The 23,684-nt window shown below is 70.8% G+C and carries 22 protein-coding genes and 1 pseudogene; 6 read left to right on the forward strand and 17 right to left on the reverse strand.

Annotated features, from left to right (window positions below):
• Positions 1-47 precede the first annotated feature (47 nt).
• Positions 48-1,240, forward strand: a pseudogene (locus ETD86_RS01460) (RNA-guided endonuclease InsQ/TnpB family protein); the annotation flags it as partial.
• Between the two features lie 35 nt (positions 1,241-1,275).
• Here ETD86_RS01460 and ETD86_RS01465 read toward each other — a convergent pair.
• The 14 genes from ETD86_RS01465 to ETD86_RS01530 form a co-directional block, all read right to left on the reverse strand.
• Positions 1,276-1,578, reverse strand: a complete 303-nt coding sequence (locus ETD86_RS01465) for a MarR family winged helix-turn-helix transcriptional regulator (protein WP_138664237.1) — start codon at positions 1,576-1,578, stop codon at positions 1,276-1,278.
• Between the two features lie 32 nt (positions 1,579-1,610).
• The gene (locus ETD86_RS01470; protein ID WP_138664238.1) at positions 1,611-2,432 is read right to left on the reverse strand and encodes an endonuclease/exonuclease/phosphatase family protein; all 822 of its coding nucleotides are present in this window, start codon (positions 2,430-2,432) and stop codon (positions 1,611-1,613) included.
• The gene (locus ETD86_RS01475; protein WP_246147492.1) at positions 2,429-3,994 is read right to left on the reverse strand and encodes a glycoside hydrolase family 13 protein; all 1,566 of its coding nucleotides are present in this window, start codon (positions 3,992-3,994) and stop codon (positions 2,429-2,431) included. The genes ETD86_RS01470 and ETD86_RS01475 overlap by 4 nt, the downstream gene beginning before the upstream one ends.
• Complete coding sequence (locus ETD86_RS01480; protein WP_246147494.1) at positions 3,991-5,322, reverse strand: Gfo/Idh/MocA family protein; 1,332 nt, start codon at positions 5,320-5,322, stop codon at positions 3,991-3,993. The genes ETD86_RS01475 and ETD86_RS01480 overlap by 4 nt, the downstream gene beginning before the upstream one ends.
• A 5-nt stretch (positions 5,323-5,327) precedes the next feature.
• On the reverse strand, positions 5,328-6,167 hold the full coding sequence (locus ETD86_RS01485) for a carbohydrate ABC transporter permease (RefSeq protein ID WP_138664241.1): 840 nt from the start codon (positions 6,165-6,167) through the stop codon (positions 5,328-5,330).
• Positions 6,164-7,120 carry a carbohydrate ABC transporter permease gene (locus ETD86_RS01490; RefSeq protein WP_138664242.1) on the reverse strand — a complete coding sequence of 319 codons (957 nt, stop codon included), beginning with the start codon at positions 7,118-7,120 and terminating at the stop codon, positions 6,164-6,166. Before ETD86_RS01490 ends, ETD86_RS01485 begins: the two co-directional genes overlap by 4 nt.
• Positions 7,117-8,481, reverse strand: coding sequence for an ABC transporter substrate-binding protein (locus ETD86_RS01495; RefSeq protein ID WP_138664243.1), 1,365 nt, complete (start codon positions 8,479-8,481; stop codon positions 7,117-7,119). Before ETD86_RS01495 ends, ETD86_RS01490 begins: the two co-directional genes overlap by 4 nt.
• Positions 8,478-9,200 (reverse strand): GntR family transcriptional regulator, encoded by a 723-nt coding sequence (locus ETD86_RS01500; RefSeq protein ID WP_138664244.1) that lies wholly within the window; start codon positions 9,198-9,200, stop codon positions 8,478-8,480. The genes ETD86_RS01495 and ETD86_RS01500 overlap by 4 nt, the downstream gene beginning before the upstream one ends.
• Before the next feature lie 56 nt (positions 9,201-9,256).
• Positions 9,257-10,375, reverse strand: coding sequence for an N-acetylglucosamine-6-phosphate deacetylase (gene nagA / locus ETD86_RS01505; protein WP_138664245.1), 1,119 nt, complete (start codon positions 10,373-10,375; stop codon positions 9,257-9,259).
• Positions 10,372-11,265 carry an ROK family protein gene (locus ETD86_RS01510; RefSeq protein ID WP_138664246.1) on the reverse strand — a complete coding sequence of 298 codons (894 nt, stop codon included), beginning with the start codon at positions 11,263-11,265 and terminating at the stop codon, positions 10,372-10,374. The genes nagA and ETD86_RS01510 overlap by 4 nt, the downstream gene beginning before the upstream one ends.
• 234 nt (positions 11,266-11,499) lie before the next feature.
• The gene (locus tag ETD86_RS01515; protein WP_138664247.1) at positions 11,500-12,663 is read right to left on the reverse strand and encodes a DUF5685 family protein; all 1,164 of its coding nucleotides are present in this window, start codon (positions 12,661-12,663) and stop codon (positions 11,500-11,502) included.
• Between the two features lie 132 nt (positions 12,664-12,795).
• A complete protein-coding gene (locus ETD86_RS01520) occupies positions 12,796-13,026 on the reverse strand; it encodes a hypothetical protein (protein WP_138664248.1) in 231 nt (76 codons plus the stop codon).
• Positions 13,027-13,216: 190 nt separating this feature from the next.
• A complete protein-coding gene (locus ETD86_RS01525; RefSeq protein ID WP_246147495.1) occupies positions 13,217-14,251 on the reverse strand; it encodes an NAD(P)-dependent alcohol dehydrogenase in 1,035 nt (344 codons plus the stop codon).
• 26 nt (positions 14,252-14,277) lie between these two features.
• Positions 14,278-14,514 carry a hypothetical protein gene (locus ETD86_RS01530; RefSeq protein WP_138664249.1) on the reverse strand — a complete coding sequence of 79 codons (237 nt, stop codon included), beginning with the start codon at positions 14,512-14,514 and terminating at the stop codon, positions 14,278-14,280.
• A gap of 98 nt (positions 14,515-14,612) precedes the next feature.
• Here ETD86_RS01530 and ETD86_RS01535 point away from each other — a divergent pair, with 98 nt between their 5' ends.
• The 4 genes from ETD86_RS01535 (at position 14,613) to ETD86_RS01550 (ending at position 19,371) form a co-directional block, all read left to right on the forward strand.
• Positions 14,613-16,793 carry a winged helix-turn-helix domain-containing protein gene (locus ETD86_RS01535; RefSeq protein ID WP_246147508.1) on the forward strand — a complete coding sequence of 727 codons (2,181 nt, stop codon included), beginning with the start codon at positions 14,613-14,615 and terminating at the stop codon, positions 16,791-16,793.
• 487 nt (positions 16,794-17,280) lie between these two features.
• Positions 17,281-17,901 carry a TetR/AcrR family transcriptional regulator gene (locus tag ETD86_RS01540; protein WP_138664251.1) on the forward strand — a complete coding sequence of 207 codons (621 nt, stop codon included), beginning with the start codon at positions 17,281-17,283 and terminating at the stop codon, positions 17,899-17,901.
• Entirely contained in the window at positions 17,898-18,089 is a 192-nt protein-coding gene (locus tag ETD86_RS01545; RefSeq protein WP_138664252.1) for a ferredoxin, read from the forward strand. Before ETD86_RS01540 ends, ETD86_RS01545 begins: the two co-directional genes overlap by 4 nt.
• Before the next feature lie 10 nt (positions 18,090-18,099).
• Complete coding sequence (locus ETD86_RS01550; RefSeq protein ID WP_138664253.1) at positions 18,100-19,371, forward strand: cytochrome P450; 1,272 nt, start codon at positions 18,100-18,102, stop codon at positions 19,369-19,371.
• A 12-nt stretch (positions 19,372-19,383) separates the two neighbouring features.
• Here ETD86_RS01550 and ETD86_RS01555 read toward each other — a convergent pair whose 3' ends face one another.
• From ETD86_RS01555 to ETD86_RS01565, 3 genes are all read right to left on the reverse strand, one after another.
• Positions 19,384-20,160 carry an ABC transporter permease gene (locus ETD86_RS01555; protein WP_170222821.1) on the reverse strand — a complete coding sequence of 259 codons (777 nt, stop codon included), beginning with the start codon at positions 20,158-20,160 and terminating at the stop codon, positions 19,384-19,386.
• 83 nt (positions 20,161-20,243) lie between these two features.
• A complete protein-coding gene (locus ETD86_RS01560; RefSeq protein ID WP_138664255.1) occupies positions 20,244-21,170 on the reverse strand; it encodes an ABC transporter permease in 927 nt (308 codons plus the stop codon).
• 18 nt (positions 21,171-21,188) lie between these two features.
• The gene (locus tag ETD86_RS01565; protein WP_138664256.1) at positions 21,189-22,739 is read right to left on the reverse strand and encodes an ABC transporter substrate-binding protein; all 1,551 of its coding nucleotides are present in this window, start codon (positions 22,737-22,739) and stop codon (positions 21,189-21,191) included.
• Positions 22,740-22,830: 91 nt separating this feature from the next.
• On the opposite strand from ETD86_RS01565, the gene ETD86_RS01570 reads away from it, so the two are divergent.
• The gene (locus tag ETD86_RS01570) at positions 22,831-23,682 is read left to right on the forward strand and encodes a hypothetical protein (protein WP_138664257.1); all 852 of its coding nucleotides are present in this window, start codon (positions 22,831-22,833) and stop codon (positions 23,680-23,682) included.
• Positions 23,683-23,684 lie beyond the last annotated feature (2 nt).

The raw sequence follows: 23,684 nt of genomic DNA on the forward strand, positions 1-23,684 counted from the left end.
CGAACAAACGCACGACGCTTAGCTGATCCTCCGGCAAAATGTGAGACGTGGCGCAGATCGTGAAGCGGGCGTACAAGTACCGCTTCTACCCGACCCCCGAGCAGGCCCAAGAGCTTGCCCGCACCTTCGGCTGCGTCCGCCTCGTCTACAACAAAGCCCTGGAAGAACGCACCCGCGCCTACACACTGCACGGACGTCGCGTCTCCTACGTGGAGTCCTCCGCGGCCCTGACGGCCTGGAAGCGCAGCGCAGAATACGATTTCCTGTCCGAGGTGTCGTCGGTGCCATTGCAGCAGGCACTGCGGCATCTGCAAGCGGCGTTCGCGAACTTCTTCGCCAAGCGGGCCAAGTACCCGACCTTCAAGAGCAAGAAGAAGGCGCGAGCGTCGGCGGAGTACACCCGCTCGGCGTTCCGCTGGCGAGAGGGCCGGTTGACGTTGGCGAAGATGGACGCGCCGCTGGCGATCGTGTGGTCGCGTCCCCTTCCGGAAGGTGCGCAGCCGTCCACGGTCACGGTGTCGAGGGACGCGGCCGGGCGCTGGTTCGTTTCCCTCCTCGTGGAGGAGAAGATCAGTCCACTGCCTCCGGTCGAGCAGCGCGTGGGTGTGGACGCGGGCATCACCGCCCTGGCGACGCTCTCCACCGGGGAGAAGATCGTCAACCCGCGGCACGAACGCCGGGACCGGCGCAAGCTGGCCAAGGCTCAGCGGGCCCTGGCCCGCAAGGAGAAAGGGTCGAGCAACCGGGCCAAAGCCCGGCTGAAGGTGGGCCGCGCCTACGCCCGGATCGCCGATCGCAGGAGGGATCACCTGCACAAGGTCACGACACGGCTTGTTCGCGAGAACCAAGTGATCGCCGTGGAAGACCTGACCGTCCGCAACATGGTCAAAAACCACTCGCTGGCCCGCGCCATCTCGGACGTGTCCTGGCGGGAGTTGCGGTCGATGCTGGAGTACAAAGCACAGTGGTACGGCAGGGAGCTGGTGGTCGTGGACCGCTGGTTCCCCTCCTCGAGACTGTGCTCGGCCTGCGGGACTCTGCAAGACAAGATGCCGCTGAACGTGCGGTCGTGGGAGTGCGCCTGCGGGGCGGTCCACGACCGGGATGTGAACGCGGCCAAGAACGTGCTCGCCGCCGGGCTGGCGGAGAGCTGAAACGCCTGTGGAGCTGGTGTAAGACCTCAACGAGAGTCCTCTCGGACGGGCGACCGGCGGTGAAGCAGGAAGCCCCACGGGCGACCGTGGGAATCCCCCTCGTTTACCGAGGGGGAGGATGTCAACCCCGTTGGTGGTGCGTGAGCAGGCGGGTCAAGATCTGCTTGTCCTCGGCTGGAAGCGGTCCGAGTAGGTCGTCCTGCACCTTGTCAAGTGCCCGGTCCATCCGTCGCAGTTGCCGATCACCCGCTTTGGTGAGGGTCACCATGTTGCGCCTTCGGTCGTCCGGGTCCGGCGTGCGCTCGACGAATCCCTGCTCGGCCAGTTCGTTGATCGCCGCCACGACGTCGCTGCGGTCCATGTTGCACCGGCGGCCTAGCTCGGCCTGACTGGCCACTCCGAACTCGTCCAGCGTGGACAGGATGCGGTAGTGGTACCCCGCGCGTCACCTGGACATCAAGCAGGTGACGGCAGCTCGACGTCGACCACGACGGGGAAGTGATCCGAGGCGTCGGTGTTCACCACGGTGGCCGAGGTCGCCCTGACGTCGCGCGAGGACATGACGTAGTCGATGCGCGTGCGCGGGTTGTCCGTGCTGTAGGTGAGACCGTCGCCCTGGCCGGCCATGTCCCAGGCGTCGGCCAGGGACTCCTTGAGCGTGACCATCTCGGCGGAGCCCGGCAAGGCGTTGGTGTCGCCGGTGAAGATGATGGGGTCGGGCGACCCGGCGAGCAACTCCCGGATGGCGGCCACCTGGGCGATGCGCTCGACCTGGGAATTGTGCTGGAGGTGCGTGGTGAGGACGCGGACGTCGACGCCGCGCACCTTGATCCGCGCCTCCAGCAGACCCCGCTGCTCCCCGCCTTCCGGCCGGGGGAGCAGGGTGTTCCGCCAGTCCCGGATCTTGTAGGTGGACAGGATGGCGGTGCCGTACTGCTGCCTTTCCGCGCCGGGCTCGGGGGGATCGCGGTCGATGTTCGCGCCGAAGACGGCGTGCATGCCGAGCCGGGTGCCCAGCCACTTCGCCTGGTCCACGAAGTCGGAGCGCACGCTGTGGTGGCGGTCCACCTCCTGGAGGCCGATCACCTGGGCGCCGGAGTCCTGGAGGACCTGCGCGATCCGTTCGAGGTCCAGCTTGCCGTCGTTGCCCACGCCATGGTGGATGTTGTACGTGGCGACGCGTAACGGCCGGACGGTGTCGGCGTGGGACGGGATGGCGCCGAGGGACAGGACGGCGATGAGCACGACGATCAGGGCGCGGACGCGGGAGTGTGTCACGGTTCTCCTTGTTGGAGCCAGGCCGCCGTGTCGGGCGGGAGCAGGCCGTGGGCCAGGTCGCCGCTCAGCAGCAGCACCCGGGTGTGCGGGGGTAGTTCGATCGGCGCCCGCGACAGGTTGACCACACAGGCGAAGCCGGGGTCGCGGGTGAAGGCGAGCACGTCGGGCCCCGCGGGCAGCCACGTCATCGTGCCGTCCCCGAGGGCGGGCTCGTCTCCGCGGATCCGCAGCGCGGTCCGGTACAGCGACAACATCGAGTCCGGGTCACGCTCCTGCGCCGCCACCGTGAGCGCGCGCCACTCCGGCGGCTGCGGCAGCCACGTGCGTCCCGGGCCGAACCCGAACGGCGGGTCCGCCCCCTCCCAGGGAATCGGCACTCTGCACCCGTCGCGGCCGAGCTCCGCCCCGTTCGTACGGCGGGTCACGGGATCCTGTCGCAGCTCCGCCGGGATGTCGAGGACCTCCCACAGGCCGAGCTCGTCCCCCTGATAGAGGTAGACGCCGCCGGGCAGCGCCATGGTGAGCAGCGCGGCGGCCCTGCCCCGCCGGGTGCCCAGCGCGAGATCGGCGGGCTCGTCGCGGGTCCGCTGGGTGTATCCGGTGTCGCTCCGGCCGTAGCGGGTCACGTGCCGGGTGACGTCGTGGTTCGACAGCACCCAGGTGGGAGGCGCCCCTGCGGGCCCGTGCGAGGCGAGCGTGGAGTCGATGACGGCGCGCAGCCGGTCGGCCTCCCACGGGCTGCGCAGGAAGGGGAAGTTGAACGCCGTGTGGAGCTCGTCGGGGCGCAGGTACAGGGCGAAGCGGGCGGGGTCGCTCACCCAGATCTCGCCGACGAACATCCGTTCGCCCGGATAGGAGTCGAGCAGCTTGCGCCACGAGCGGTAGATCTCATGGACCTCCGGGCGGTCGGCGTGCGGCAGGTCCATCGGATCGGGGCCGGGACCGAGGTCGGGCAGGCCGTCCGCCTTCACCAGCCGGTCGGCCACGTCGATGCGGAAGCCGTCGACGCCGCGGTCGAGCCAGAACCGCAGGATCGACTCGAACTCCGCCCGCACGTCGGGGTGTTCCCAGTTGAGGTCGGGCTGGGACGAGTCGAACAGGTGGAGGTACCACTCGCCGTCGGGCACCCGGGTCCAGGCGGGTCCGCCGAAGCGCGACGGCCAGTCGTTGGGAGCGTCGCGGAAGTGGTAGCGCTCGCGTTCCGGCGACCCGGGTCCGCCGGCCAACGCTGCTCGAAACCATGGATGCCGGTCGGAGGTGTGGTTCGGGACGATGTCGACGATCACCCGCAGCCTGTGGTCGTGGGCCTCGGATATGAGGGCGTCAGCCTCCGCCAGCGTCCCGAAGAGCGGGTCTATGTCGCGGTAATCCGCGACGTCGTAGCCGGCGTCGGCCATCGGCGACACGTACCAGGGGCTGAGCCAGAGCGCGTCCACCCCGAGCTCGCGCAGGTACGGCAGGCGAGCGCGCAGCCCCGCGAGGTCGCCCACGCCGTCGCCGCTCCCGTCCGCGAAACTGCGCAGGTACACCTGGTAGATCGCGGCGCCCCGCCACCAGCTCACACCTCCCCCCACAACACCGTGCGGCCTTCCAACCGCGATCTCTCGGCCGCGAAAGCCATCCGGTGGCTGTCGAGCGACGCCTCAAGAGAGGTCGACGGAGCGCCGCCGCCGGTCAGCGAGGAGACGAAGGCGTCCATGAGCCCGTCGTCGCCGCCCGAATGGCCGCGGTGATCCTTCGTCTCGCCCTCGGCCGGACCGGCGAGCAGCTCGATCGTCTGGTGCCGCATGGGGCCCCGCCTGCGGCGTACGACGTCTCTGGCGTGGGGCAGCTCCGGCAGGACCGCGGTGGGGGAGAAGAGGTCGATCTCCACCGACCCCGACCGAACATGCCCCGCGATCTCCCCGCTGCTCCCCGTCAGCCGCACCGTCCGGGTGTTCTGCCCGGTGAAGGCCGAGGTCGACAGCGTCGCGGTGAGACCGCCGGGAAAGGACATCACGGTCTGCTGGTGGTCGACGACGTTGTTGCCGCCGGCGAACACGCATCGGCCGTACGGCCCGTGTTCGAGGGCTCGCAGCCGTCCCTCCGGCGAGGTGTCGGCGCCCAGCAGCGCCACCGGGGAGCCGTGCACGTCGCGCAGCGCGTCCACGTAGTAGCGGGGGGCGTAGAACGGGCAGTCGTCCGCGTGCGGGCAGCCGTCCAGGCATCGCTCAGGAGCGCCGGGCGGCGCGTTCTCCGGACGGAAGTAGGTCAGCTCGCCCACGCTGGACACGCTCACCGGAGGGGAACCGGCGAACCAGCGGATCGCATCGAGGTCGTGACAGGTCTTGGCGAGCACCATCGGGCTCGACGTCGAGGAGTTTCGCCAGTTGCCGCGCACGTAGGAGTGCGCGAAGTGCCAGAAACCGATGTTCTCCTCGATGCGCATGGTGACCAGGCGTCCGATCGTGCCGCTCGCCACCAGCTGGTGCAGGGTCTGCCAGAACGGCTGGTAGCGCATGACGTGGCCGACGGAGATGCGCGCGTTCAGGCGGCTGCCGCCGTCGGCGAGCTGCTCCAGCTCCGCCGGCGTCGACGAGACGGGCTTCTCCACGAGCACGGCCAGGCCGCGGCGGGCCGCCTCCAGCGTCGGCGCGACATGGTCACGGTCGGGCAGAGCGACGATCACCCCGTCCAGGTCCAGGTGCTGGGCGTCGGCCAGCAACGGCTTCCAGTCGTGGTAGCGGCGCTCGTCCGGAACCCCCGCCGCGGCCGCGAGGCCGTCCCGGCGATCCGGGATCGGGTCGGCCACGGCCGCGATCTGCGCCCGCTCGGGATGCCGGACGATCCATCGCCCGTAGGAATCCCTCCCGCGGCTCCCGGCGCCGAGGACGCCCAGCCGAACCGGCATGTCTTTCATCCCTTCTCCGCTCCGGCGGTGAGCCCGGAGATCAACAACCGCTGCGCAAGGAAGAACCCCGCGACCACCGGGATGGTGACCGCGATGGACCCGGCCATCAGCACGGTGGCCGGCACCGAGAACTCGGTGAGCTGCGAGATGCCCAGCGCCACCGTCCAGCGCGGCCGCTCGTGCACGAGGAACAGCAGCGCGAACAGGTACTCGTTCCAGGCGATCATGAAGACGTACAGGGACGTGGCGGCGATGCCCGGCAACGCCATCGGCAGCACGACCCTGCGGATGAGAGCCAGCCGCCCGCAACCGTCGATCATCGCCGCCTCCTCCACGCTCGCGGGCACGGCGATGAAGTAGTTGCGGAGCATGTAGAGCGCGACCGGCACGGTCTGGGCGATGTAGACCAGCACCAGCCCGACCAGGGTGCCGGTCAGCCCCACGCGGCTGAGCAGCACGAACAACGGAACGGCCAGGACGATGCCGGGGAGCATGTAGACGCCCAGGAAGAGGACGTTGACGGAGCGGCGCCCGAAGAAGTCCAGCCGGACGGCCGCGTACCCGCCGAGCACGCTGAACAGGACGGCCAGCACCACGGTCGCCAGAGCGACCTGCAGCGAGTTGAGCATGAAGCCGCCCAGTCCGAACTCGCCCATCGCCCGGGGGTAGGCCTCCAGCGTCACCTCCTCGGCCGAGGGGATCAGCGACAGCGGCGCCGCGGCGACCGACGCGAACGGCCGCAGCGACAGCAGGAAGCCGTAGATCAGCGGGCCCGCGCACACGATGACCGTCAAGGTGATGACCAGCCATTTGAGCACCCCGAGGACGCGGTCTCCTCCGTTCATGCCCGCTCCCTCCTGATCATCCAGCCGTACACGAACAGCAGCACCAGGAGCATGGCGGTCATCAGGAGCCCGGTGGCCGAGGCCGTGCCGATGTTGGCCCTGGTGACCAGCTCCTCGTACACCCGTACGGCCAGCACTTCGGTGCCGCCCGCTCCTCCGGTGAGCAGGTAGATGTCGTTGAAGTTCTGGAAGGACCAGATGAACCGCAGCACGATCAGCAGGGCGATCACGCCGCGCAGTTGCGGCAGGACGATGTGGAAGAACGCTCTGACCTTGCCCGCGCCGTCGATCGCCGCCGCCTCCTCCAGCTCCATCGGCGAGACCTGCAGCCGCGCGGTGATGAAGAGGAAGGCCAGCGGGAACGTCTTCCACACCTCGAAGGCGATCACGGTCACCAGCGCGACCGGGATCGGGATCCCGCCGAGCTCCTGGCTGCGGGTGGTGAGGAAGGCGATCGGGTTCTCCCAGCCGATCAGCTGCCTGCCGACGGCGTTGACCAGGCCGTACTCGGTGTTGAGCAGGGTCTTCCAGATGGTGGTGGCCGCCACCACCGGCAGCACGTACGGGATCAGCACCAGGGCCCTGACCAGCCCACGACCACGGAACGGCCGGCGCAGCGCCATCGCCACCACCAGACCGGCCGTGATCGCCCCCGCGGTGGTGCAGGCCGCGTACGCGAGCGTGGTGCCCAGCGCGGACCAGAACCTGTCGCTCCCCCAGGCCGACCGGAAGTTGGCCAGGGTCAGCGTGAGCCGGTCGAGCGACAGCCGTGGGATGTCGACGAGCCGGACATCGGCGAACGCCAGCACGAGGACCGCCAGGAAGGGCAGCACCACGAAGGCCAGCACGATGAGCATGGTCGGGGTGACCAGCAACCTGCCGTGCAGGTCATCCCGCTGGGACCGGTTGAGCGGGCGGCCCCAGCGGGTGAACACCAGCCGTTTCGAGGTCATTCACCCAGGTCCTGCTTGACGGAGCCGACCTCTGCCGCCATCTTCTTCGCGACGTCGGCCGGCGACGTCCCGCTGAACAGCGGCCCGAGCTCCTTCGACAGGGTGCCCTGAGAGAACACCACGCCGGCCAGGGTGGCGTCGTCGGTGCCCCATCCCCAGCGGGCGAACGACGCGGCGCCCTTCGCGAGCTGGTCCACGACATCCTCGCCGTAGACCGCCTTGATCGATTTCTTCGTGGCCGGGTCGTTGCCGACCGGGAGGTCGGCCCACGCGTCGAGGTACTCGGTGGACCCCTTCGCCGGTCCCGGCCGCATCGGGATCCGGCCCTCGGCGGCCGTCGACAACATCTCCACGTATCCCTCGGACATGGCGAAGGAGATGAACTTCTTGGCGTTCTCCACCGACGCGCCTCGGGGGATGGCGTAGTTGGACGTCTGGCCGTACTGCGGAGCCGTGCCGAGAGCCGTCACGAAACCGGTGTTCTTCGCCAGGTACGTCGGGTCCTTCTTGCATTCCTCGCACGTGACCGGGTTGTCCTTGTCCAGGCCGGCGACCTCGTCCACGATGTGCGAGGAGAACAGGAGCATCGCCGCGTCTCCGGCGAGGTAGGCGGCTCGTGCGGCGCCGACGTCGAGCTCCCCGGTGCCCGCTGCGGCGCCGAGCTTCTGGACGGCGTCCAGGCCGGTGACGCATTCCGGCGAGTCGATGGCGACGGTGCCGTTCGTCACGAGCTGGCAGCCGGCGGCCTGCAGCAGCGACTCCAGGCCCTCGCCGGTGTAGCCGTCGCCTGGCTGGGTGCCCATCGCGATGCCCCGCACACCGTCCTTCGCCAGCTTCTGCGCCGCGGTGACGATGTCCTCGACCGACCCGGGGGCCTCCAGGCCCGCGCTCTTGAACAGGTCCTTGCGGTAGGAGATCACATGCCCCCAGCCGTCGCTGGGCACAGCGCCGAGCTTTCCGCCGACCGTGGCCATCCGGATGGCGCTCTCGGTGAAGGTGTCGGCTCCCAGCTCATCGACGATCTGCTGTGGCGCCTCGGTGTCCATGAGGCCCTGGGCGTTCCAGGCCGCGATCAGGTTGGGGCTGTAAAGGATCACATCAGGCAATGTGCCGGAGGCGGCGCCGGTCACCAGGCTCTGGCTGGCCTGTTTGGACTCGAGCGGCACGACCTCGACTTTGATGCCGGTCTTGCTGGTGAACTTCGCCGCGACGGACCGCTGGATGGCCAGCCGGTCCGGTGTGGTGTGCGGCGTCCAGAAGGTGAGGGTCGCCGGGGCGGACGACTCCTGAGGTTCCGCGCCGCCACAGGCTCCCGTTAGCAGCAGAGCCGTCGTCGCCACGCTTAAGGTGACTTTCCTCATGGGTTCGTCTCCCGCAGATAGGTCACGCTGGAAAACTCGTACCGGTCACCGCGGTACAGCGCGTGCACCTGCTCGACCCGGCGACCGTTCTGGTCGTAGCCGATGTGGGGCACGCAGAGGGCCGCGGTGCCCTCCTTGACGCCGAGGAGCTCGGCCTGTTCCGCGTCCACGTTGACAGCGGTGATCGTGCGCTCGTGCCGGGTTATCCGGATGTCGTAGCGATCGGCGAGCAGCTGGTGGAGCGAGCCGGTGAGGTCCTCGTCGATCAGTCCGGGGACGAAGGCGGCGGGCAGGCACACCCGCTCGTAGCTGAGCGGGGTGTCGTCAGCCGTCCGCACCCTGCCGATCTGGTAGACGGCGTCGCCGGGCTTGATCCCGAGGGTGGCGGCGAGCCGCGCGTCGGCGTCGAAGGCGGTCCGCTCGATGACCCGGGATCCCGGCCGCCATCCGCGCTTCTGCGCGTCCTCGGTGAATGACGACAGGGTCGGGCCCTTGGACACCTGCGGAGGAACCACCATGTAGCTCGCCCCGGGCGCCGAACGGATCAGCCCGTCGGCCTCCAGCAGCTTCAACGCGGCGCGAACGGTCATCCGGGCGACGCCGAACTCCTCGGCGAGCCGGCGCTCCGAGGGAAGCACGGTGGCGGGCCCGGGAACGGCGATGAACCTCGCCTCGATCAGGGTCCTGACCATCTGAGCCTTGTTCGCCGTACGCGCCACAGAACCCCTTCCCTCGTCTTAAGTAGACCATTGGTATACCAAAGGCCGTGGCCGAGTCAATGGGCCAGCACCTCGCGCACCTCGAAGTCGTCGGTCATGACCACGAACTCCGCCGCCCGGCCCGCTTCGATGCGGCCGCAGTCCAGGCCGAGCAGCCGGGCGGGCACGGCTGAGGCCGCGGCCGAGGCGACGGTCACCGGCAGCCCGACCTCGCGTACGGCCCGCCGTACCGCCTGCGCCATGGTGAGCGTGCTGCCGGCCAGCGATCCGCTGCCGACCAGCTCCGCGCGCCCCGCGCTCACCTGCACCTGCCGGGCGCCGCGCGCGTACCGGCCGTCGCCCATGCCGGCCCCGGCCGACGCGTCGGTGACGAGGGCGACGCGATCGGGCGCCTGGCGCACGATGAGCCTGACGATGGGATCGGCCAGATGGATGCCGTCGTTGATGACCTCGAGAACGACATCCGGCGACTCGCAGGCCGCGAGGAACGGCCCGGGCTCGCGGTGATGCAGCCCGCGCATGCCGTTGAAGGTGTGGGTGAGCACCCGCGCGCCCGCCTCGAAGGCCGCGCGGCACGTGGCGTAGTCGCCGTCGGTGTGGCCCACGGCGGCGATGACGTCGCATGCCACCAGCTCCCTGACCAGATCCAGGCCACCGGGAAGCTCGGGGGCGACCGTGACCATGCGGACGCCGCCCCGTCCGGCCTCCAGGAGCCTGCGCAGCTCCGCCGTCGCCGGCGCACGCAGATGATCAGGATCATGGGCCCCGCAACGCAGGTGGGACAGGAACGGCCCTTCGAGATGGACCCCCGCCAGGCCGGGCTCGCGCGCCATCAGGTCGGCCACCCAACCGGCGGCCCGGGCCATCTGTTCCACGGGAGAGGACACCAGGCTGATCAGGGTCCGGGTGGTTCCGTGTAAGCGGTGGAAGGCCACGGTGGCCGCCAGGTCGGCCGGTGAGTCGATCGCCGACACACCGCCTCCGCCGTGCGCGTGGATGTCCACGAACCCGGGCAGGAGCCAGCCACCGCCGAGATCACGGATCGCGGTGCCATCGCGCGGCGGCGCCCCGGCCCCGACGCCGGCGATGCGCCCGCCCCTGATCTGGACCCAGCCTGGTTCGAGTACGTCCGAGGGGGTCACCACGCGGGCGCCGGCGAGAATCTGATCGGTCATTCCACCACACTCCAGGCAAGAATTCCGGCACCGAGCGTGGACGCGCGGATTCCCAGCGCCCCCCGCGAGATGGGCGGCGGCTCCCGGAACGACAGCCGGGCCGCCAGACCCTTCGCCAGCGGATCCAGGAGCCGTTCCCCCGCGCCGGCCAGGCCGCCGCCGATCACGATGAGCTCGGGGTCGAGCAGGAGCGTGCACGTGGCCAGACCTGTCGCCAGCGCCTCGATCGCCTCGTTCACCACCCGCTTCGCATGGTCGTCGCCCTGATCGGCGCGGGCGAGGACGTCTTCCGTCCGCAGGCGGTCCTTGCCGTAGCGGCGGACGATCGCGGCGGCCGAGGCGTAGGTCTCCAGGCATCCACGTCGCCCGCACGAGCAGGGCTCCCCATCTGGACGGACCGGGATGTGGCCCGCCTCTCCCGCGTGGCCACCGGCGCCGGCGTACAGCCGGCCCTCCAGGATCATCGCGCCCGCGATGCCCGTGCCGATCGCCAGGAACAGGAAGTTCCGCGCATGCGCCCCGGCGCCGTAGACGTTCTCGGCGAGGCCGCCCGCCCGCACGTCGTGCCCGAGGGCCACCGGAATGCCCAGCCTCTCGCCGAGCATCGCGGAGATGGGCGCGTTCCGCCAGCCGAGGTTCGCCGCCCGGGAGGCGACGCCCGCCTTCTCGTCCACCAGGCCGGGAACCGCCACACCGGCCGCCGGCGGCGGCACGGGCGCCTGCGCCGCCAGGTCTGCCGCGAAGTCCCCGAGCCTGTCCAGCACGTGCTCCGGCCCTCGCTCGCGTCCGGTCGGGCGTTGCTCGAAGGCCTCCACATCGCCGTCGCGGGTGACGAGTGCCCCCTTCATCGCCGTCCCGCCCACGTCCACAGCGATCACATGGCTTGTCATGCGCCGATCGTAGGTCCTGCCGATGATCTCGTCCGCCGGGGTCGTGACCTCGCGGGGCTACGCCGCTATCCCATGAACCCCCAGATTCGGTCTGATGACTCCTGTCTGACGACACTGAGCATGACGGCTGGCGAAGCTGAGTTCGTCGACGATGAGCATCGCCGCCGAGCTGAGCAGCGGTCCGGGCGGGCAATCGAGCAGTCGCGGCAGAACTGGCGGGGGGGAAGGCGGCCGTCAGTCGCAGCCGCAGCCGTCGCAGCCACAGCCGTCCTCGCCCGAGCAGCATGAGCAACAGTCCCCGCAGTTGCCGCAGCAGTCGTAGCCGGAGCAGTCGAAGCGCTCGCAGAAGGAGCCCTCGCGCTCCTCGTCCCAGGCAGGCCGGTACAGGCCGCACGTGCAGCAGGTCAGCGCGGTGCACGCCAGCGACAGCAGCCCGCCGGGATCCCGCTTCGGCGGCCGCCCTTCCGGCGGCGCGCCGGGGTCGCCGGGCGAGTGGCCAGGGGAGTGGCCGGGGCCGTGCGTCCCGGCGGTGGCGAAGGCTCGGGACACGGCGCTGCCGGTCTCGCGCACCAGCAGGGCGCGCGTCAGGCCGGGACGCGGCAGGTCCAGCCCGTCCACGGCGGCGCGCAGCTCGGCGTGCGCGGCGTCGCAGTGGCGGCGCGCCTCGTCCAGGCCGGTGCCGGTGGCGGCCAGCGGGTTGTACGCTCCGGACGCCCGGTCGTCGGCCAGGTCCTCCACCGCGTCGATCAGGTGTGCCAGCCTCCCGAATCCGCGCCCGGCCGCCTCCAGTGCTTCCCGGTTGTGCGGCTTCCCCGCGAGTACCGCGGTGTGCGCGAACGCGGCGGCCACGGCGTCCTCGGTGGGTCCCGTCAACTCCCGTAAACCGGGCCCCGCGACGTTCCTCGAGGGCGCCTGGGCGGGGGAGTGTTCCAGGAGGGCCTGGCGGTCGGCCGCCGCCGTCAGCGGGCTGGGGTCGAACCCCAGCGTGCCGGCCATGGCCGTGCCGGCCGAGGACCAGCGGCCCGCCAGGCGGGTGGCGCCGGCGGCCACCGGGCGGCGGGCGTACACGCCGTCCCCGTCCGCCACGTGGTCGCGCACTTTGCCGGCCGCCAGGAGCAGCGACACCGAGGCCGCCAGCCGTACCCCCTCAGACTCCACCACGTCGGCGCCCTTGAAGCCACGCAGCGCGCATGCGCCCGCCCGCCGGCGTGGCGCGGACGCGGGCGACTGGGCCTCGGTGAGGACAGACACGAGCAGGCCGTCGTAGTTGGTCACCAGGCGGGACAGGTGTCCGTGCTCGTCGCGGAGCGCCAGGCAGAGCCCGCACAGGTGGCCCATCCAGTCCGCGTAGAGCCCCTTGCACATGGCGTGCCGACACGGGCGGACAATGCCGAACATACGTCCCCTTACATGCGTATTACCGAGCGAACCGTAGCACCGGACCGCCAGAAGACACGCCAAGTCTGTGAGACGCACGCCCGGTTCCTGAGACAGGACAGTCGTAAAGGGGCTACTGCCATCTAGCGCGGCTCACTGCCAACTTCCGTGCCGTACCGCCAACTTCAAGGCGGTCAGATACACACGAGGTGTCTGGCGACGCCGAACAGCGCCTGCACCCCCGTCGCGTCGATCGGCGCCGGCGTGTGGAACAGCGACGAGCTCGTCGATCGTCTTGGCGATCACCTCCGCGTCGCCGCTGTTGATCGCCTCGTGGAAACGGCTGAACAACGCCTTGTTGCCGGTGACCTGCTCTGCTGACATGTGGCTTCTCCTCGTCCAGATGGCCGACGGCCGGCGGCGGCCGTCGCCTGTACGACGAAAGTGCGGCCACGAATGTGACACCCGTCGATGCCGCCCCGGCGGCGGCTCCGCCGGGCCCACCATGAGCAGGGCGTAGCCGACGAGCCGAGCGCCGCGATGGGCCCCGGGTCTCGTTGATGACAGGACGGGCTCAGACGGTGATGACGATCTTTCCTCGCGCGTTTCCCGCGACGAGGTGGCGCATGGCCTCCGGCGCCTGCTCCAGTGCGAAGGTTCGGTCGATGCTCGGCGTCACCTTGCCCGCCTCGATGAGGTCGCCGAGCCGTTCGATGTCACTGGCACGTTCGCTGGCGATGAGACCGGTCAGCCGCTGGCCGACGAAGCGTGACAGGACCAGGGCGCGCAGTTGCCGGTCGATGCCTCCCGTCAGCCGGCCGCCGTCCTCGCCGCCGACGAAGACGGCCGTCCCGGTGGGCGCGAGCGCGCGGCGCAGCCGTGACAGGGTGGGGTTTCCCGCGATATTGATGATCACGTCGTAGCGCTGGGCGCCGTCGGCGAAGTCGTCGCGGGTGTAGTCGATGACATGGTCGGCGCCGAGCGAGCGCACCAGGTCGAGCTTGGCGGGGCCGCACACGCCGGTGACCTCCGCCCCGGAGGCCTTGGCCAGTTGCACGGCGTAGCTGCCGACCCCGCCCGACGCGCCGATGATCAGCACCCGCTGCCCTTGCTGGACCCGGCCGACGTCGCACACGGCCCTCAACGCGGTGACCCCCGAGATCGGGGCCGCCGCGGCCTGCTCGAAGGTGGCGTTCGCCGGCTTGCGGACCAGCTTGTCCTCGCGGGCCACGGCGTATTCGGCGAACGAGCCCGGGGCGACCCCGAACACCTCGTCGCCCACGGAGAACCTGGTCACCGCCGAACCGACCGCGACGACCGTGCCGGCGACATCACGCCCGGGCACCGGATTCCTCGGTCTGCGGAATCCGAAGGCCAGGCGGATCAGATACGGCAGGCCCGCCATCACATGCCACGTGCCCCGGTCGAGCCCGGCCGCGTGCACCCGCAGGAGCACCTGGTTGCCGGTGACCTTCGGCCGGGCGATCCGCGCCAGGCGCAGGACGTTCGCCGAGCCGTAGGCGTCCTGCACGATCGCCCGCATCGTGCCACCCGCCGTGCTGCCGCTCTGGCCGTCTGTCGCGGCGTTGCGCTGCTGAGATTCCATCATCGTTTCCCTTCGTGTGCCGGTGGTCTTCACGCGCGCCGTCCCGGCCCATCAGCGCCGAGGGGCGCGATGGAGATCACTTCGATGTTGACCGAAATCAGATGGGCCAGGACGCCGTGCAGGTGTGAGCTGTCACCGATGTCGCCGACCAGGCGGGTGACGCCGTCGCCGGCATGGTCGAGGGTGAAGTCGTCGAGCAGCGGCCGCAGGAGCCTGGCACTGACCCGGCCCCGGATCACGATCTCGTAAGTGGTCGGCTGACGCATGGCCCGATCATCACGGTGAGCGGCATGACGCGGCCTCACACCGCCGGCCATCTCACCCGGGTGAGATCCGGGGCGGTAGGTTTTAGAACGTGAGCACGATGGGGGAGACGAGCCTGGCGGCCACCAAGCTGCGCCCGCCCCCGCCGCCCGGTCAACTCGTCCGCCGCTCCAGGCTCGACGACCTCCTCGACCGCGGCGTCGGCGGCCAGGCCCGCCTGGTCCTGGTGAGCGCCCCGGCAGGCTCGGGCAAGTCGACCCTGCTGGCGTCGTGGCTGGCCGGCCGGCCAGAAGCCGTCGCGTGGCTGCAGGTGGAGGAGAGCGACTCCGACCCGGTCAGGTTCTGGTCCTATCTGGCCGAAGCCATCGGGCAGGCGCACCCGATCGCCGCGAACGACCTGAAGGCGATCGTGGTCGGCTCGAACGGCGACGAGTTCGTGGTCGTGACCGCTCTGGTGAACCAGCTCGCCGCCGTCGCCGGCCCGCTCGTCGTCGTCATCGACGACTACCACCTGATCGACACCGCCGGCGTGCAGCGCGGTGTGGAACGCCTCATCGAGCTCTGCCCGCACCAGGTCACCATCGTGCTGTCCACCCGGATCGACCCGCCCTTCCGGCTCGGCCGGCTACGCGTACGCGATCAGCTGGCGGAGGTCCGGGGCGCCGACTTACGTTTCGACGCCGACGAGGCAGCCGGTCTGCTCGGCTCGCCCGCGCTCGACCGGGCTCTTCTCGATCAGCTCTGTGGCCGGACCGAGGGCTGGGCCGCCGGACTCGTGCTCGCGGGCCTGTCGCTCGAACGGGCCGCCGACCCCGGCGGGTTCATCGAAGCGTTCCGGGGCGACGATCAGTTCGTGGTCGACTATCTCCGCGACGAGTTCCTGGCCGCGGTCGGCGCCGACGATCGGCGGCGCCTGCTGGAGACGTCGATACTCGACCAGTTCAACGGCGCCCTCGTCGATGCCGTCACCGGCGCGTCCGGGGGTGCGGCCTGGCTCAACGACACCGCGAGCGCCAACCAGCTCCTGATCGGTCTCGACCGCACCCGCACCTGGTTCCGCTACCACCACCTCTTTCGCGATCTGCTGCGGCTCGAAGCGCACCAGGCCTTCCCTGAGCGCGTCCCCGGCCTCCACGCCCGCGCCGCGGCGTGGTTCGAAGCCCAGGGCGATCACGGTCAGGCGATCGTCCATCGGCTCGCCTGCGGTGACCTCCACAAGGCCGGCCGGCTGCTGCTCGTGCACGGACCGCGGCTGATCGCCGGCGGCCAGACGGAGACCCTGCGGGGGTTGCTCGACCGGCTCGGCGAGGTGGCGAAGAAGCTGACGTGGTGCGCTCTGATGTACGGCTGGTGCGAATACATCAGCGGTCGTTACGCGCGCGCCGAGGAGTGGCTCGGCATCATGCTCGACGCGGCGCCCGAGGGCTTCGACCAGACCCCGTCGATCTCGCTGCGCGTGAACATCCAGCTCGCCCGGGGTGACGTCGCCGCCGCGCTCGGCACCGCCCGGCAGGTGAGCGCGTCCCTGATGGCGTACTCAAGCGATCTCACGACCGCGGCCGGCGCGGCCTACGCCTGGGCGGGGCAGGCCGGCGAAGCCAGGCGGGCCCTGCGGCTCGCGGCCGAGATGGCCGCCGCCGACGAGATCAGGACGGCGCAGGTCCTGGCCCTGGTGTACCTGGCCGTGGTGGAGTTCGACGACGGCCACGCGGCGAGCGCTCAGAGCGCCGCGTGCACGGCGGTGGACACGGCGCGGCGGTTCGGGCTGGCCTCCTATCACGGAATCGCGCCCGCCTACGCGATCCGAGCCAGAACCGGCGAAGACCCGGCGCGCGCTCACGCGGACGCGACGCACGCACTGAGCCTGGCCAGACGGGCCTCCACCGATCTTGCCCTGGGCTTCGTCCTGACGGCCTGCGGCGACACGCTCATCGGCTTGGGCGATCCGGCCGGAGAGCCGCTCCTGGCCGAGGCCCGGGCCGTCTTCGCCCGCTGCCCCGACCCCGGCATCGCCGGTCGCTACCTGGCACGTACGCAGTCCCGCCATGGCGTCGCCGAGGCGCGGGCCGGTCGCGTGGCCGTGCTCGCCGAGCAACTGACCGAGCGGGAGCTGGCCGTGCTGCGGTATCTGCCGGCGAACCTGTCGCAACGCGACATCGCGTCGGAGCTGTACGTGACGCTCAACACCGTGAAGACCCATTGCCGGGCGATCTACCGCAAGCTCGGCGTCGGCGACCGCAGAGCCGCCGTCCAGGCCGCACGCGACCTGCACCTGCTGTAGACCGTCACCCCTCCGCTCGATCAAGGTTCTCCCCGCTGCTCACGGCCGCCGCCCTGACCCTGACGGCGAAAAGCCGTGCGGTGAGCTCAGGCCTGTGGCAGCCTCGACAGCTCTGCACGTCTCCGGCATCGTGACGACACCGTACGCCAGTGAACGGACGTCACCTGACCTGCGTACATCCAGCCCCAACGCCTCGACCATCGTCGACGCCGGACATCCGTTCCGCAGGGCCATCCGATCAACCCACGACGCGAACGACTCGCCGTACGCCGGTGCCACCACCAACGCCAACCGCCGGGGCCAGACCGTCATCATTTCCCTGGCCGAACCTCCTGCTGTACACGCGCCTACTGACATCTCCGATAACCAGCTGCCAAGTCCACTGACACCTCCTGTGCCGTTCTGACATCTGCAAGCGCGCCAGACACCGAGGCTTGGGGTCGCGTCCGCTCTTGACGCAACAAATGAACGGTCTTTTAATTCACCTATGGGGCGGATCGCCGGCGTTACCGCCGCCGAGACCCGCGAGCGGCTGCTGCGGGCGGCCGCCGAGGTGTTCGCCGAGCGCGGCTATGACGGCACCCGCGTGGCCGACATCGCCGCGGCCGCGGGCGTGAGCAACGGGGCGCTGTACGCGCACTTCGGCTCGAAAGCCGACCTGATCGTGACGGCGTTGCGCGCCCACGGGCCACGGCTGCTGGCCGACCTGTTCGCCGCCGACCCGGACCGGTCGATCACCGACCTGCTCCTCGTCGTCGGCCGCTGGTTGCCCCGCCGCCGCGAGGCCTGCGGTTATCTCATCGTCGAGGCGCTGGTCGCGGCCCGCCGCGACGAGGACGTCGCCCGGTCGATGCGCGACTACATGGGGGAGCGCTCCGGCTGGCTGTCCGGGCTCGTCCGCGTCGCCCAGAACGACGGGGACCTCGACCCCGCGCTGTCGCCGGACGCGCTGGCCCACTTCTGCATGCTGCTGGCGATGGGCAGCGCGCTCGTCACACCCGACCTGCACGCGGTTGGCGACCGGGAGTGGACCGCGTTGCTCTCCAGGATCGTCGGCGCCTTCGCCCCCGCCGGCACCCCAGCGTCACAGAGCGGAGCGTCACAGTGAAAGTGGAGATCAACTTCGAGCGTTGCCAGGGACACGGCCGCTGCTACGACCTCGCTCCCGGACTGTTCGGCGAGGACGAGGAGGGCTACGGGCAGGTGCTCGGCGACGGCGTCGTGCCGCCGGAGGAGGAGCAGGCGGCGCGCCTGGCCGTATCGAACTGCCCGGAACGAGCGATCGAGACCCTCTAGGAGACGTGACATGGCCGTCGACGACCGCTTCACCCAGTTCTTCCGTGAGGGGCGCGACGACGAGCCCTTCGGTACGCGCAACGAGATCATCACCGGCCCGGTCGCGGACTGGGCGACGGACTTCTCGCATGTCGAGCCCGAGTGGGCGGCCGACCCGTACCCCATCCAGGACGACCTGCGGCAGCGTTGCCCGATCGCGCACACCGGGCGGTTCGGCGGCGGCTGGCTGCCCACGCGCTACGAGGACGTCGCGGCCATCGCGTACGACACCGAGCGGTTCTCGTCGCGGTCGATCATCATGAGCAACTTCCGGCCGCCCCGCGAGCTGGCGCCGGTGGGCGGCACGCCGCCGATCTCGTCCGACCCGCCGTTCCACCACGACGCGCGCAAGCTGCTGCTGCCGGCGTTCACGAAGAGCGCGGTCGCCACGCGGGAGGCGGCGACCCGGGCGTTCTGCCACGAGCTCATCGACGCGATGGAGGGGCAGGACGTGGTCGACGCCGCCGCCGACTACGCCCAGCACATTCCGATGCGGGTCATCTCGGACATGCTGGGCTTCCCGCCTGAGGACGGACCGCGCTTCCGCGAGTTCATCGAGAACGCCCTGGAAGGCGTCAACCTCCCGCCCGAGGAGCGCATCGAGCGGATGGGCCGACTGTTCGACTACCTCTATGCCCAGATCCGCGACCACGTGGACCACCCGCGTGACGACCTGACGACGTACTTGATCAACGTCGAGCTGTATGGCCACAAGCTCGCCCCAGACCACGTGGCCGGCACGATGGCGCTGCTGCTCATCGCCGGCATCGACACGACGTGGAGTGCGATCGGGGCGTCGTTGTGGCACCTGGCCAAGACTCCGGCCGACCGGGAGCGGCTGGTCGCCGAGCCGGGGCTGCTGCCGACCGCGATGGAGGAGCTGCTACGGGTGTACGCGCCGGTGACGATGGCGCGGCTGGTCAAGGAGGACATGCGCTGGAACGGCGTGGACATGAAGGCCGACGATTGGGTGCTGCTGTCGTTCCCGGCCGCCAACCGCGACCCCGCGCAGTTCGACCGGGCGGATGAGGTGGTCATCGACCGCGAGGTCAACCGGCATGTCGCCTTCGGCCTGGGCATCCACCGCTGCGTGGGCTCCCACCTGGCCCGCATGGAGCTGCGGGTCGCGCTGGAGGTCTGGCTGGAGCGCATCCCGGCCTTCACCCTGGCCGACCCGGAGGCGGTGACCTGGGCTGCGGGCCAGGTCCGCGGCCCGCGTACCCTTCCCCTCCGCGTCGGCTGACCGCGACCGCCCCTATCGGAGCCGGCGGGCGTCGACGATGAGGGTGACGGCCACGCCGGTGAGCGCCAAGGCGATGGCGGGGGCGATCGCCAGGCGAGGGGCGGCGATCAGCAAGGGCACGGCGTCGTTCACCAGGCCGCCCCAGTCGGTCACCGGTGGGGGCAGGCCGATGCCGAGGAAGCTCAGCGAGGTGGCCGCGATCAGCGTACGGGCGAAGTCGGCGGTGGCGACCGTGAGCACCGGGCCGGCGATGTGCGGCGCGATGGTGCGGCGCAGCAGGTAGGACGGGGAGGCGCCGAGGGCGCGGGTGGCGAGGACGAAGTCCGATGCGGCCACGCGCCGGGTGGCCGTGTGGGCGATGAGGCCGCAGTTCACCCAGCCGAACGGGACGAGTGCGGCCACCATCGTGCCCGGCCCCGGCGGCAGGACGCCTGCCAGCGCCAGGGCGAGCGTGAGGCCGGGGAGCGCGAGCGCCACCGTGGCCGCCTGCCGCAGCAGCCGTTCCGGCAACCCGCCGGCCAGTCCCGCCGCGGTGCCGGCCAGAGTGCCGATGGTCGTGGTGATCGCCGTGATGGCGAACGCGGTCAGCAGGGAGATCGTGCCTGCCGCTGCGGTTCTGGTGAGGAGGTCGCGGCCGAGCTGGTCGGTGCCGAGCCAGTGCCGCGGGCTGGGTGGGAGGAGGGCGAGCGCGGGATCGGGCAGGTACGGGTCGTGGGGGGAGAGGAGCGGCGTGAGGCCGCAGAACGCCACGATCGCCGCCAGCAGCACGATTCCGCCGCGGCCCCTCACGAGCGGCGGCGCACCCGTGGCTCGACGCGGGTCAGGGCCGGGCGCGTTCAGGGGCGGCGCAAGCTCGTCGCGGTCGGATCGGTTCACGGGCGGCGCACCCGTGGGTCGGCCACTGCCACGCACAGGTCCGCCAGTGCCAGGAGCAGGACCGTCGCCGCCCCGATGACCAGCACGTACGCCTGGACGACAGGCAGGTCGCGCTGCCGGATCGCCGAGATCGCCAGCTGTCCCACGCCCGGCCAGGAGAACAGCGTCTCCACCACCACGGCACCGGCCACCAGGTCGGCCAGCGCCGCGCCCCCGGCCATGATCGCGTTCGGCGCGGCCACCCGGAGCGCGTGCACCGTCACGGCACGCCGCGGGCTCAGCCCTTTGGCGGCGGCCAGCCGGACGAACGGCAACGCCAGCGCCTGGGCCAGATCGGCGCGCAGCAGCCGGGTCAGCGTGGCGGCGCCCGCCAGCCCCAGCGTCAGCGCGGGCAGCACCACGGCGCCGGCCGCGGTGTCGCCCCCGGTCGGCAGGGCACGCAGGCCGACCGCGACCACGCTGATCATCAGGACCCCGACGATGTACGGCGGCACGCTCGCCACCACCACCGTCACCGCCGTGACCACCCGGCCGCCGAGCCCCCGCGGCCGGAGCGAGGCGAGCAGGGCCAGCCCGGCCGCGACGAGTGCCGCCGCGCCCGCCAGCCGGAGCGTCGCCGGCAGCCGCGAGACGATCTCGGCCGTCACCGGCGACCGGTCCACGTAGGAAAGCCCGAGGTCGCCGCGGACCACATCGGACAGCCACTGCACGTACCGGACCGGGAGAGGCAGGTCGAGGCCCAGCTCGGCACGGAGTGCGGCGACGCTGCCCGCCGTGGGCTGGATCCCGCCCCGGCGCAGGATCTCCTCGGCCGGGTCACCGGGCGCCAGCGAGGTCAGCAGGAAGACCAGCACCGACAACACCAGCAGCACGAGCAGCGTCTCCACGGCACGCCGCAGCACGACGTTCAGCACGAGGTCCACACCGGAATCGGCCCCACCTCAGCCCGACGGCGTCAGCTTGCCGAGATCAACGACATACGCCGCATTCTGCACCACCCCGCCGACGCCGGTGATCGTCACGACGGGATTGTCCTGGTAGGCGATCGGGATCATCGGCCGGTCGGCCGCGAGCAGCCGCTGCAGCTGCCGGTACAGCTCCCGCCGCCGGGCGGGGTCGGTCTCCGTCGAGGCCTGGTCGACGAGCGTGTCGAACTCCTTGTTGCGGTAGCCGAGCCGGCGTTCGACGTTCCACGGCGCGTCGGAGCGCAGGAACCGGCGGAACAGGTAGTCGGCGTCCCCGTTCGGCACGCTGTACGCGCTGAGGAAGACGTCGTAGTCGCCGGCCTCCATGACGGCCTTGGTCGCCTCGGCCACGGTCACCTTCGCCGGCAGCCCCGCCTGCTCGAAGGCGGCCCGCAGCACCTCGGCGACGTCGGTGTACGGGAACTGCCCGGTCTCGGCCGACGAGATCAGGATGGTGACCGGCGACGCGGGGCGACCGGCCGCGCTGACCAGCGCACGGGCCTTCGCCGGGTCGTAGGCGGCGGCGATGCCCGGGTCGGACAGGTCGCCGAAGACCGGTGACAGGAACGCGGCGCCCGGCTTCGCCGTGCCGGCGAGCAGCTTGCCCGCGATCGTCCGGCGGTCGATGGCCAGCTCCGCCGCCTCCCGTAGCCGCGGGTCGGAGAAGGGCTCACGGGAGCCGTTGAAGGTCAGGTAGTGCGTCAGCGCCGACGGGCTGCGTACGACCCGGAACCTGCTGTCGGCGGCGACGGCCGCGACCTGCCCGGACAGCAGCGCCCCCTTGTCGATCAGCCCGTCGACCTCGCCGGCGCGCAGCGCGGCGACCCGCGCGTTGGCGTCCGGGATCACCTTGACCACGATCTTCTTGTACGCCGGCGGCGTGCCGTAGTAGTGCGGGTTGGCCGCCAGCTCCGCCTGCTGCCCCTTGACCCACCGCGCCAGCGTGTACGGGCCCGTCCCCACGGGGTTCGCGGCAAAGTCCCCGGACGCGGCGAACGCCTTCGGCGACTGCACCATGCTGTAGAACCCGGCCAGCCGCCCCGGCAGATCCGCCACCGGCCGCCGCAGCACGAACGTCACCCGCCCGCCGTCCGCGCGTACCTCGTCGAGCTGCCCGTAGGCCGCCTCCATCCCGGCGTCGAGGCTGAAGAACGCCGACTGCCGAGGGGCGATCCGCAGGAACCGCCGGACGCTGGCCACCACCGCCTCCGCGTTCAGCGCCGTCCCGTCGCTGAACCGCACCCCCTCGCGCAGCGTGAACGTCCACCGCCGCCCACCGTCCCCGCTCTCCCAGGCGGTCGCGAGGGCGGGCACCGGCCGCAGCTTGTCGTCCACGCTCACCAGCGGCTCCCAGACCCGGAGCGTCTGGTGCGTGAAGTACGGATCCTGCGGTCCCGCGACCAGGTCACGGGGAGCCGCCAAGGTGAGCCGGTCGGCGTCCTGCCCGCCCTCCGCCGTGTCGCCGCACCCCGACAGGACCATTCCTAACAGCATGGCCGGCACCACGACCGCGGCTCTTCTCCGCACCCTGTTCTCCCCTCAACCACCTAATCTTCCGCAACGATAATGGTTTTCATCATGGGTGGAAAGCGGAGCGACCGTTTGACAAGATCCGCATATGCATGCCTTAGGCAAGGCCGCGGTGGTGGGGGCGGTCATCGGGATGGCGGAGGCTCTCCTCCAGCTCCACGGGCCGGACGACTTCACGGGCGTAGTCTTCATGCTCCTCACGCCTGTCGTGCTGGGCCTCCTCCTGAACTGGGCGATCGCGCTGCCGCGCTGGGGAGCGGTGGCGGTCGTGGCGCCGTTCGTCAACATCGCACTCATCCTCGTCGGATTCGGCCGGATGACGTTCGTCGAGGTCATGGATCTCGGCGTGGGGGAGGGCAACGCGATCTTCATGATGATCGGGGCCAGCGGCAACGTCGTCGCGGCGGCCCTGGTGGGTCCGGGCTCCCAGGTGTTGCGGAGCGTCGCGGCCGGGGCGGTGGCCGTCGGATTCCTGGGTGTGACGAGCCATCAAGGGACGATCGCCGGGACGGCACAGGTGCGCAGGCTGGAGAGCTCGGACGTCCCGCTCATCGCGCTCAGGGCCAAGGACTACGAGCTCACGACGATCGCCGAACAGCCGGCGGGCTGGGCGCCGCCCACGATGGAGCTGCTCTACGAACGCCTTTCCGATGGTGCGGAGCTGGAGGTGTACGTCATGCCGCCGGGAGCGGCCACGCCGGAGGCGGCGTGCCGGGAGCCCGTCCCGCACTTCAGCCACGTGTTCGGCGAGGCCGGGACGTGCAGGAAGGTCTGGTCCGATGTGTGGGTGCGCACCGAAGACACCTACGCGCGGGTGTTCGCCCTCCGCGAGGGCGGGCTGGTGCAGCTGGCGAGCCAAACGGTGCCCGAGAACGACCTGATCACCCTCGTGGGGGCGTTCCGCCAGGTCATGGCGGAGGAGCTGGCCGCGGTGAAATGACG

Origin of the sequence: Nonomuraea turkmeniaca (assembly GCF_005889735.1) — a bacterium.
Classification (GTDB): Bacteria; Actinomycetota; Actinomycetes; order Streptosporangiales; family Streptosporangiaceae; genus Nonomuraea; species Nonomuraea turkmeniaca.

Bases quoted from the DNA above. Each gene is read 5' to 3' on its own strand.
- ETD86_RS01480 (WP_246147494.1), bottom strand. From the start codon at position 5,322: ATGCCGGTTCGGCTGGGCGTCCTCGGCGCCGGGAGCCGCGGGAGGGAT.
- ETD86_RS01485 (WP_138664241.1), bottom strand. From the start codon at position 6,167: ATGAACGGAGGAGACCGCGTCCTCGGGGTGCTCAAATGGCTGGTCATC.
- ETD86_RS01490 (WP_138664242.1), bottom strand. From the start codon at position 7,120: ATGACCTCGAAACGGCTGGTGTTCACCCGCTGGGGCCGCCCGCTCAAC.
- ETD86_RS01495 (WP_138664243.1), bottom strand. From the start codon at position 8,481: ATGAGGAAAGTCACCTTAAGCGTGGCGACGACGGCTCTGCTGCTAACG.
- nagA (WP_138664245.1), bottom strand. From the start codon at position 10,375: ATGACCGATCAGATTCTCGCCGGCGCCCGCGTGGTGACCCCCTCGGAC.
- ETD86_RS01510 (WP_138664246.1), bottom strand. From the start codon at position 11,265: ATGACAAGCCATGTGATCGCTGTGGACGTGGGCGGGACGGCGATGAAG.
- ETD86_RS01515 (WP_138664247.1), bottom strand. From the start codon at position 12,663: ATGTTCGGCATTGTCCGCCCGTGTCGGCACGCCATGTGCAAGGGGCTC.
- ETD86_RS01520 (WP_138664248.1), bottom strand. From the start codon at position 13,026: ATGTCAGCAGAGCAGGTCACCGGCAACAAGGCGTTGTTCAGCCGTTTC.
- ETD86_RS01525 (WP_246147495.1), bottom strand. From the start codon at position 14,251: ATGATGGAATCTCAGCAGCGCAACGCCGCGACAGACGGCCAGAGCGGC.
- ETD86_RS01530 (WP_138664249.1), bottom strand. From the start codon at position 14,514: ATGCGTCAGCCGACCACTTACGAGATCGTGATCCGGGGCCGGGTCAGT.
- ETD86_RS01535 (WP_246147508.1), top strand. From the start codon at position 14,613: ATGGGGGAGACGAGCCTGGCGGCCACCAAGCTGCGCCCGCCCCCGCCG.
- ETD86_RS01540 (WP_138664251.1), top strand. From the start codon at position 17,281: ATGGGGCGGATCGCCGGCGTTACCGCCGCCGAGACCCGCGAGCGGCTG.
- ETD86_RS01550 (WP_138664253.1), top strand. From the start codon at position 18,100: ATGGCCGTCGACGACCGCTTCACCCAGTTCTTCCGTGAGGGGCGCGAC.
- ETD86_RS01570 (WP_138664257.1), top strand. From the start codon at position 22,831: ATGCATGCCTTAGGCAAGGCCGCGGTGGTGGGGGCGGTCATCGGGATG.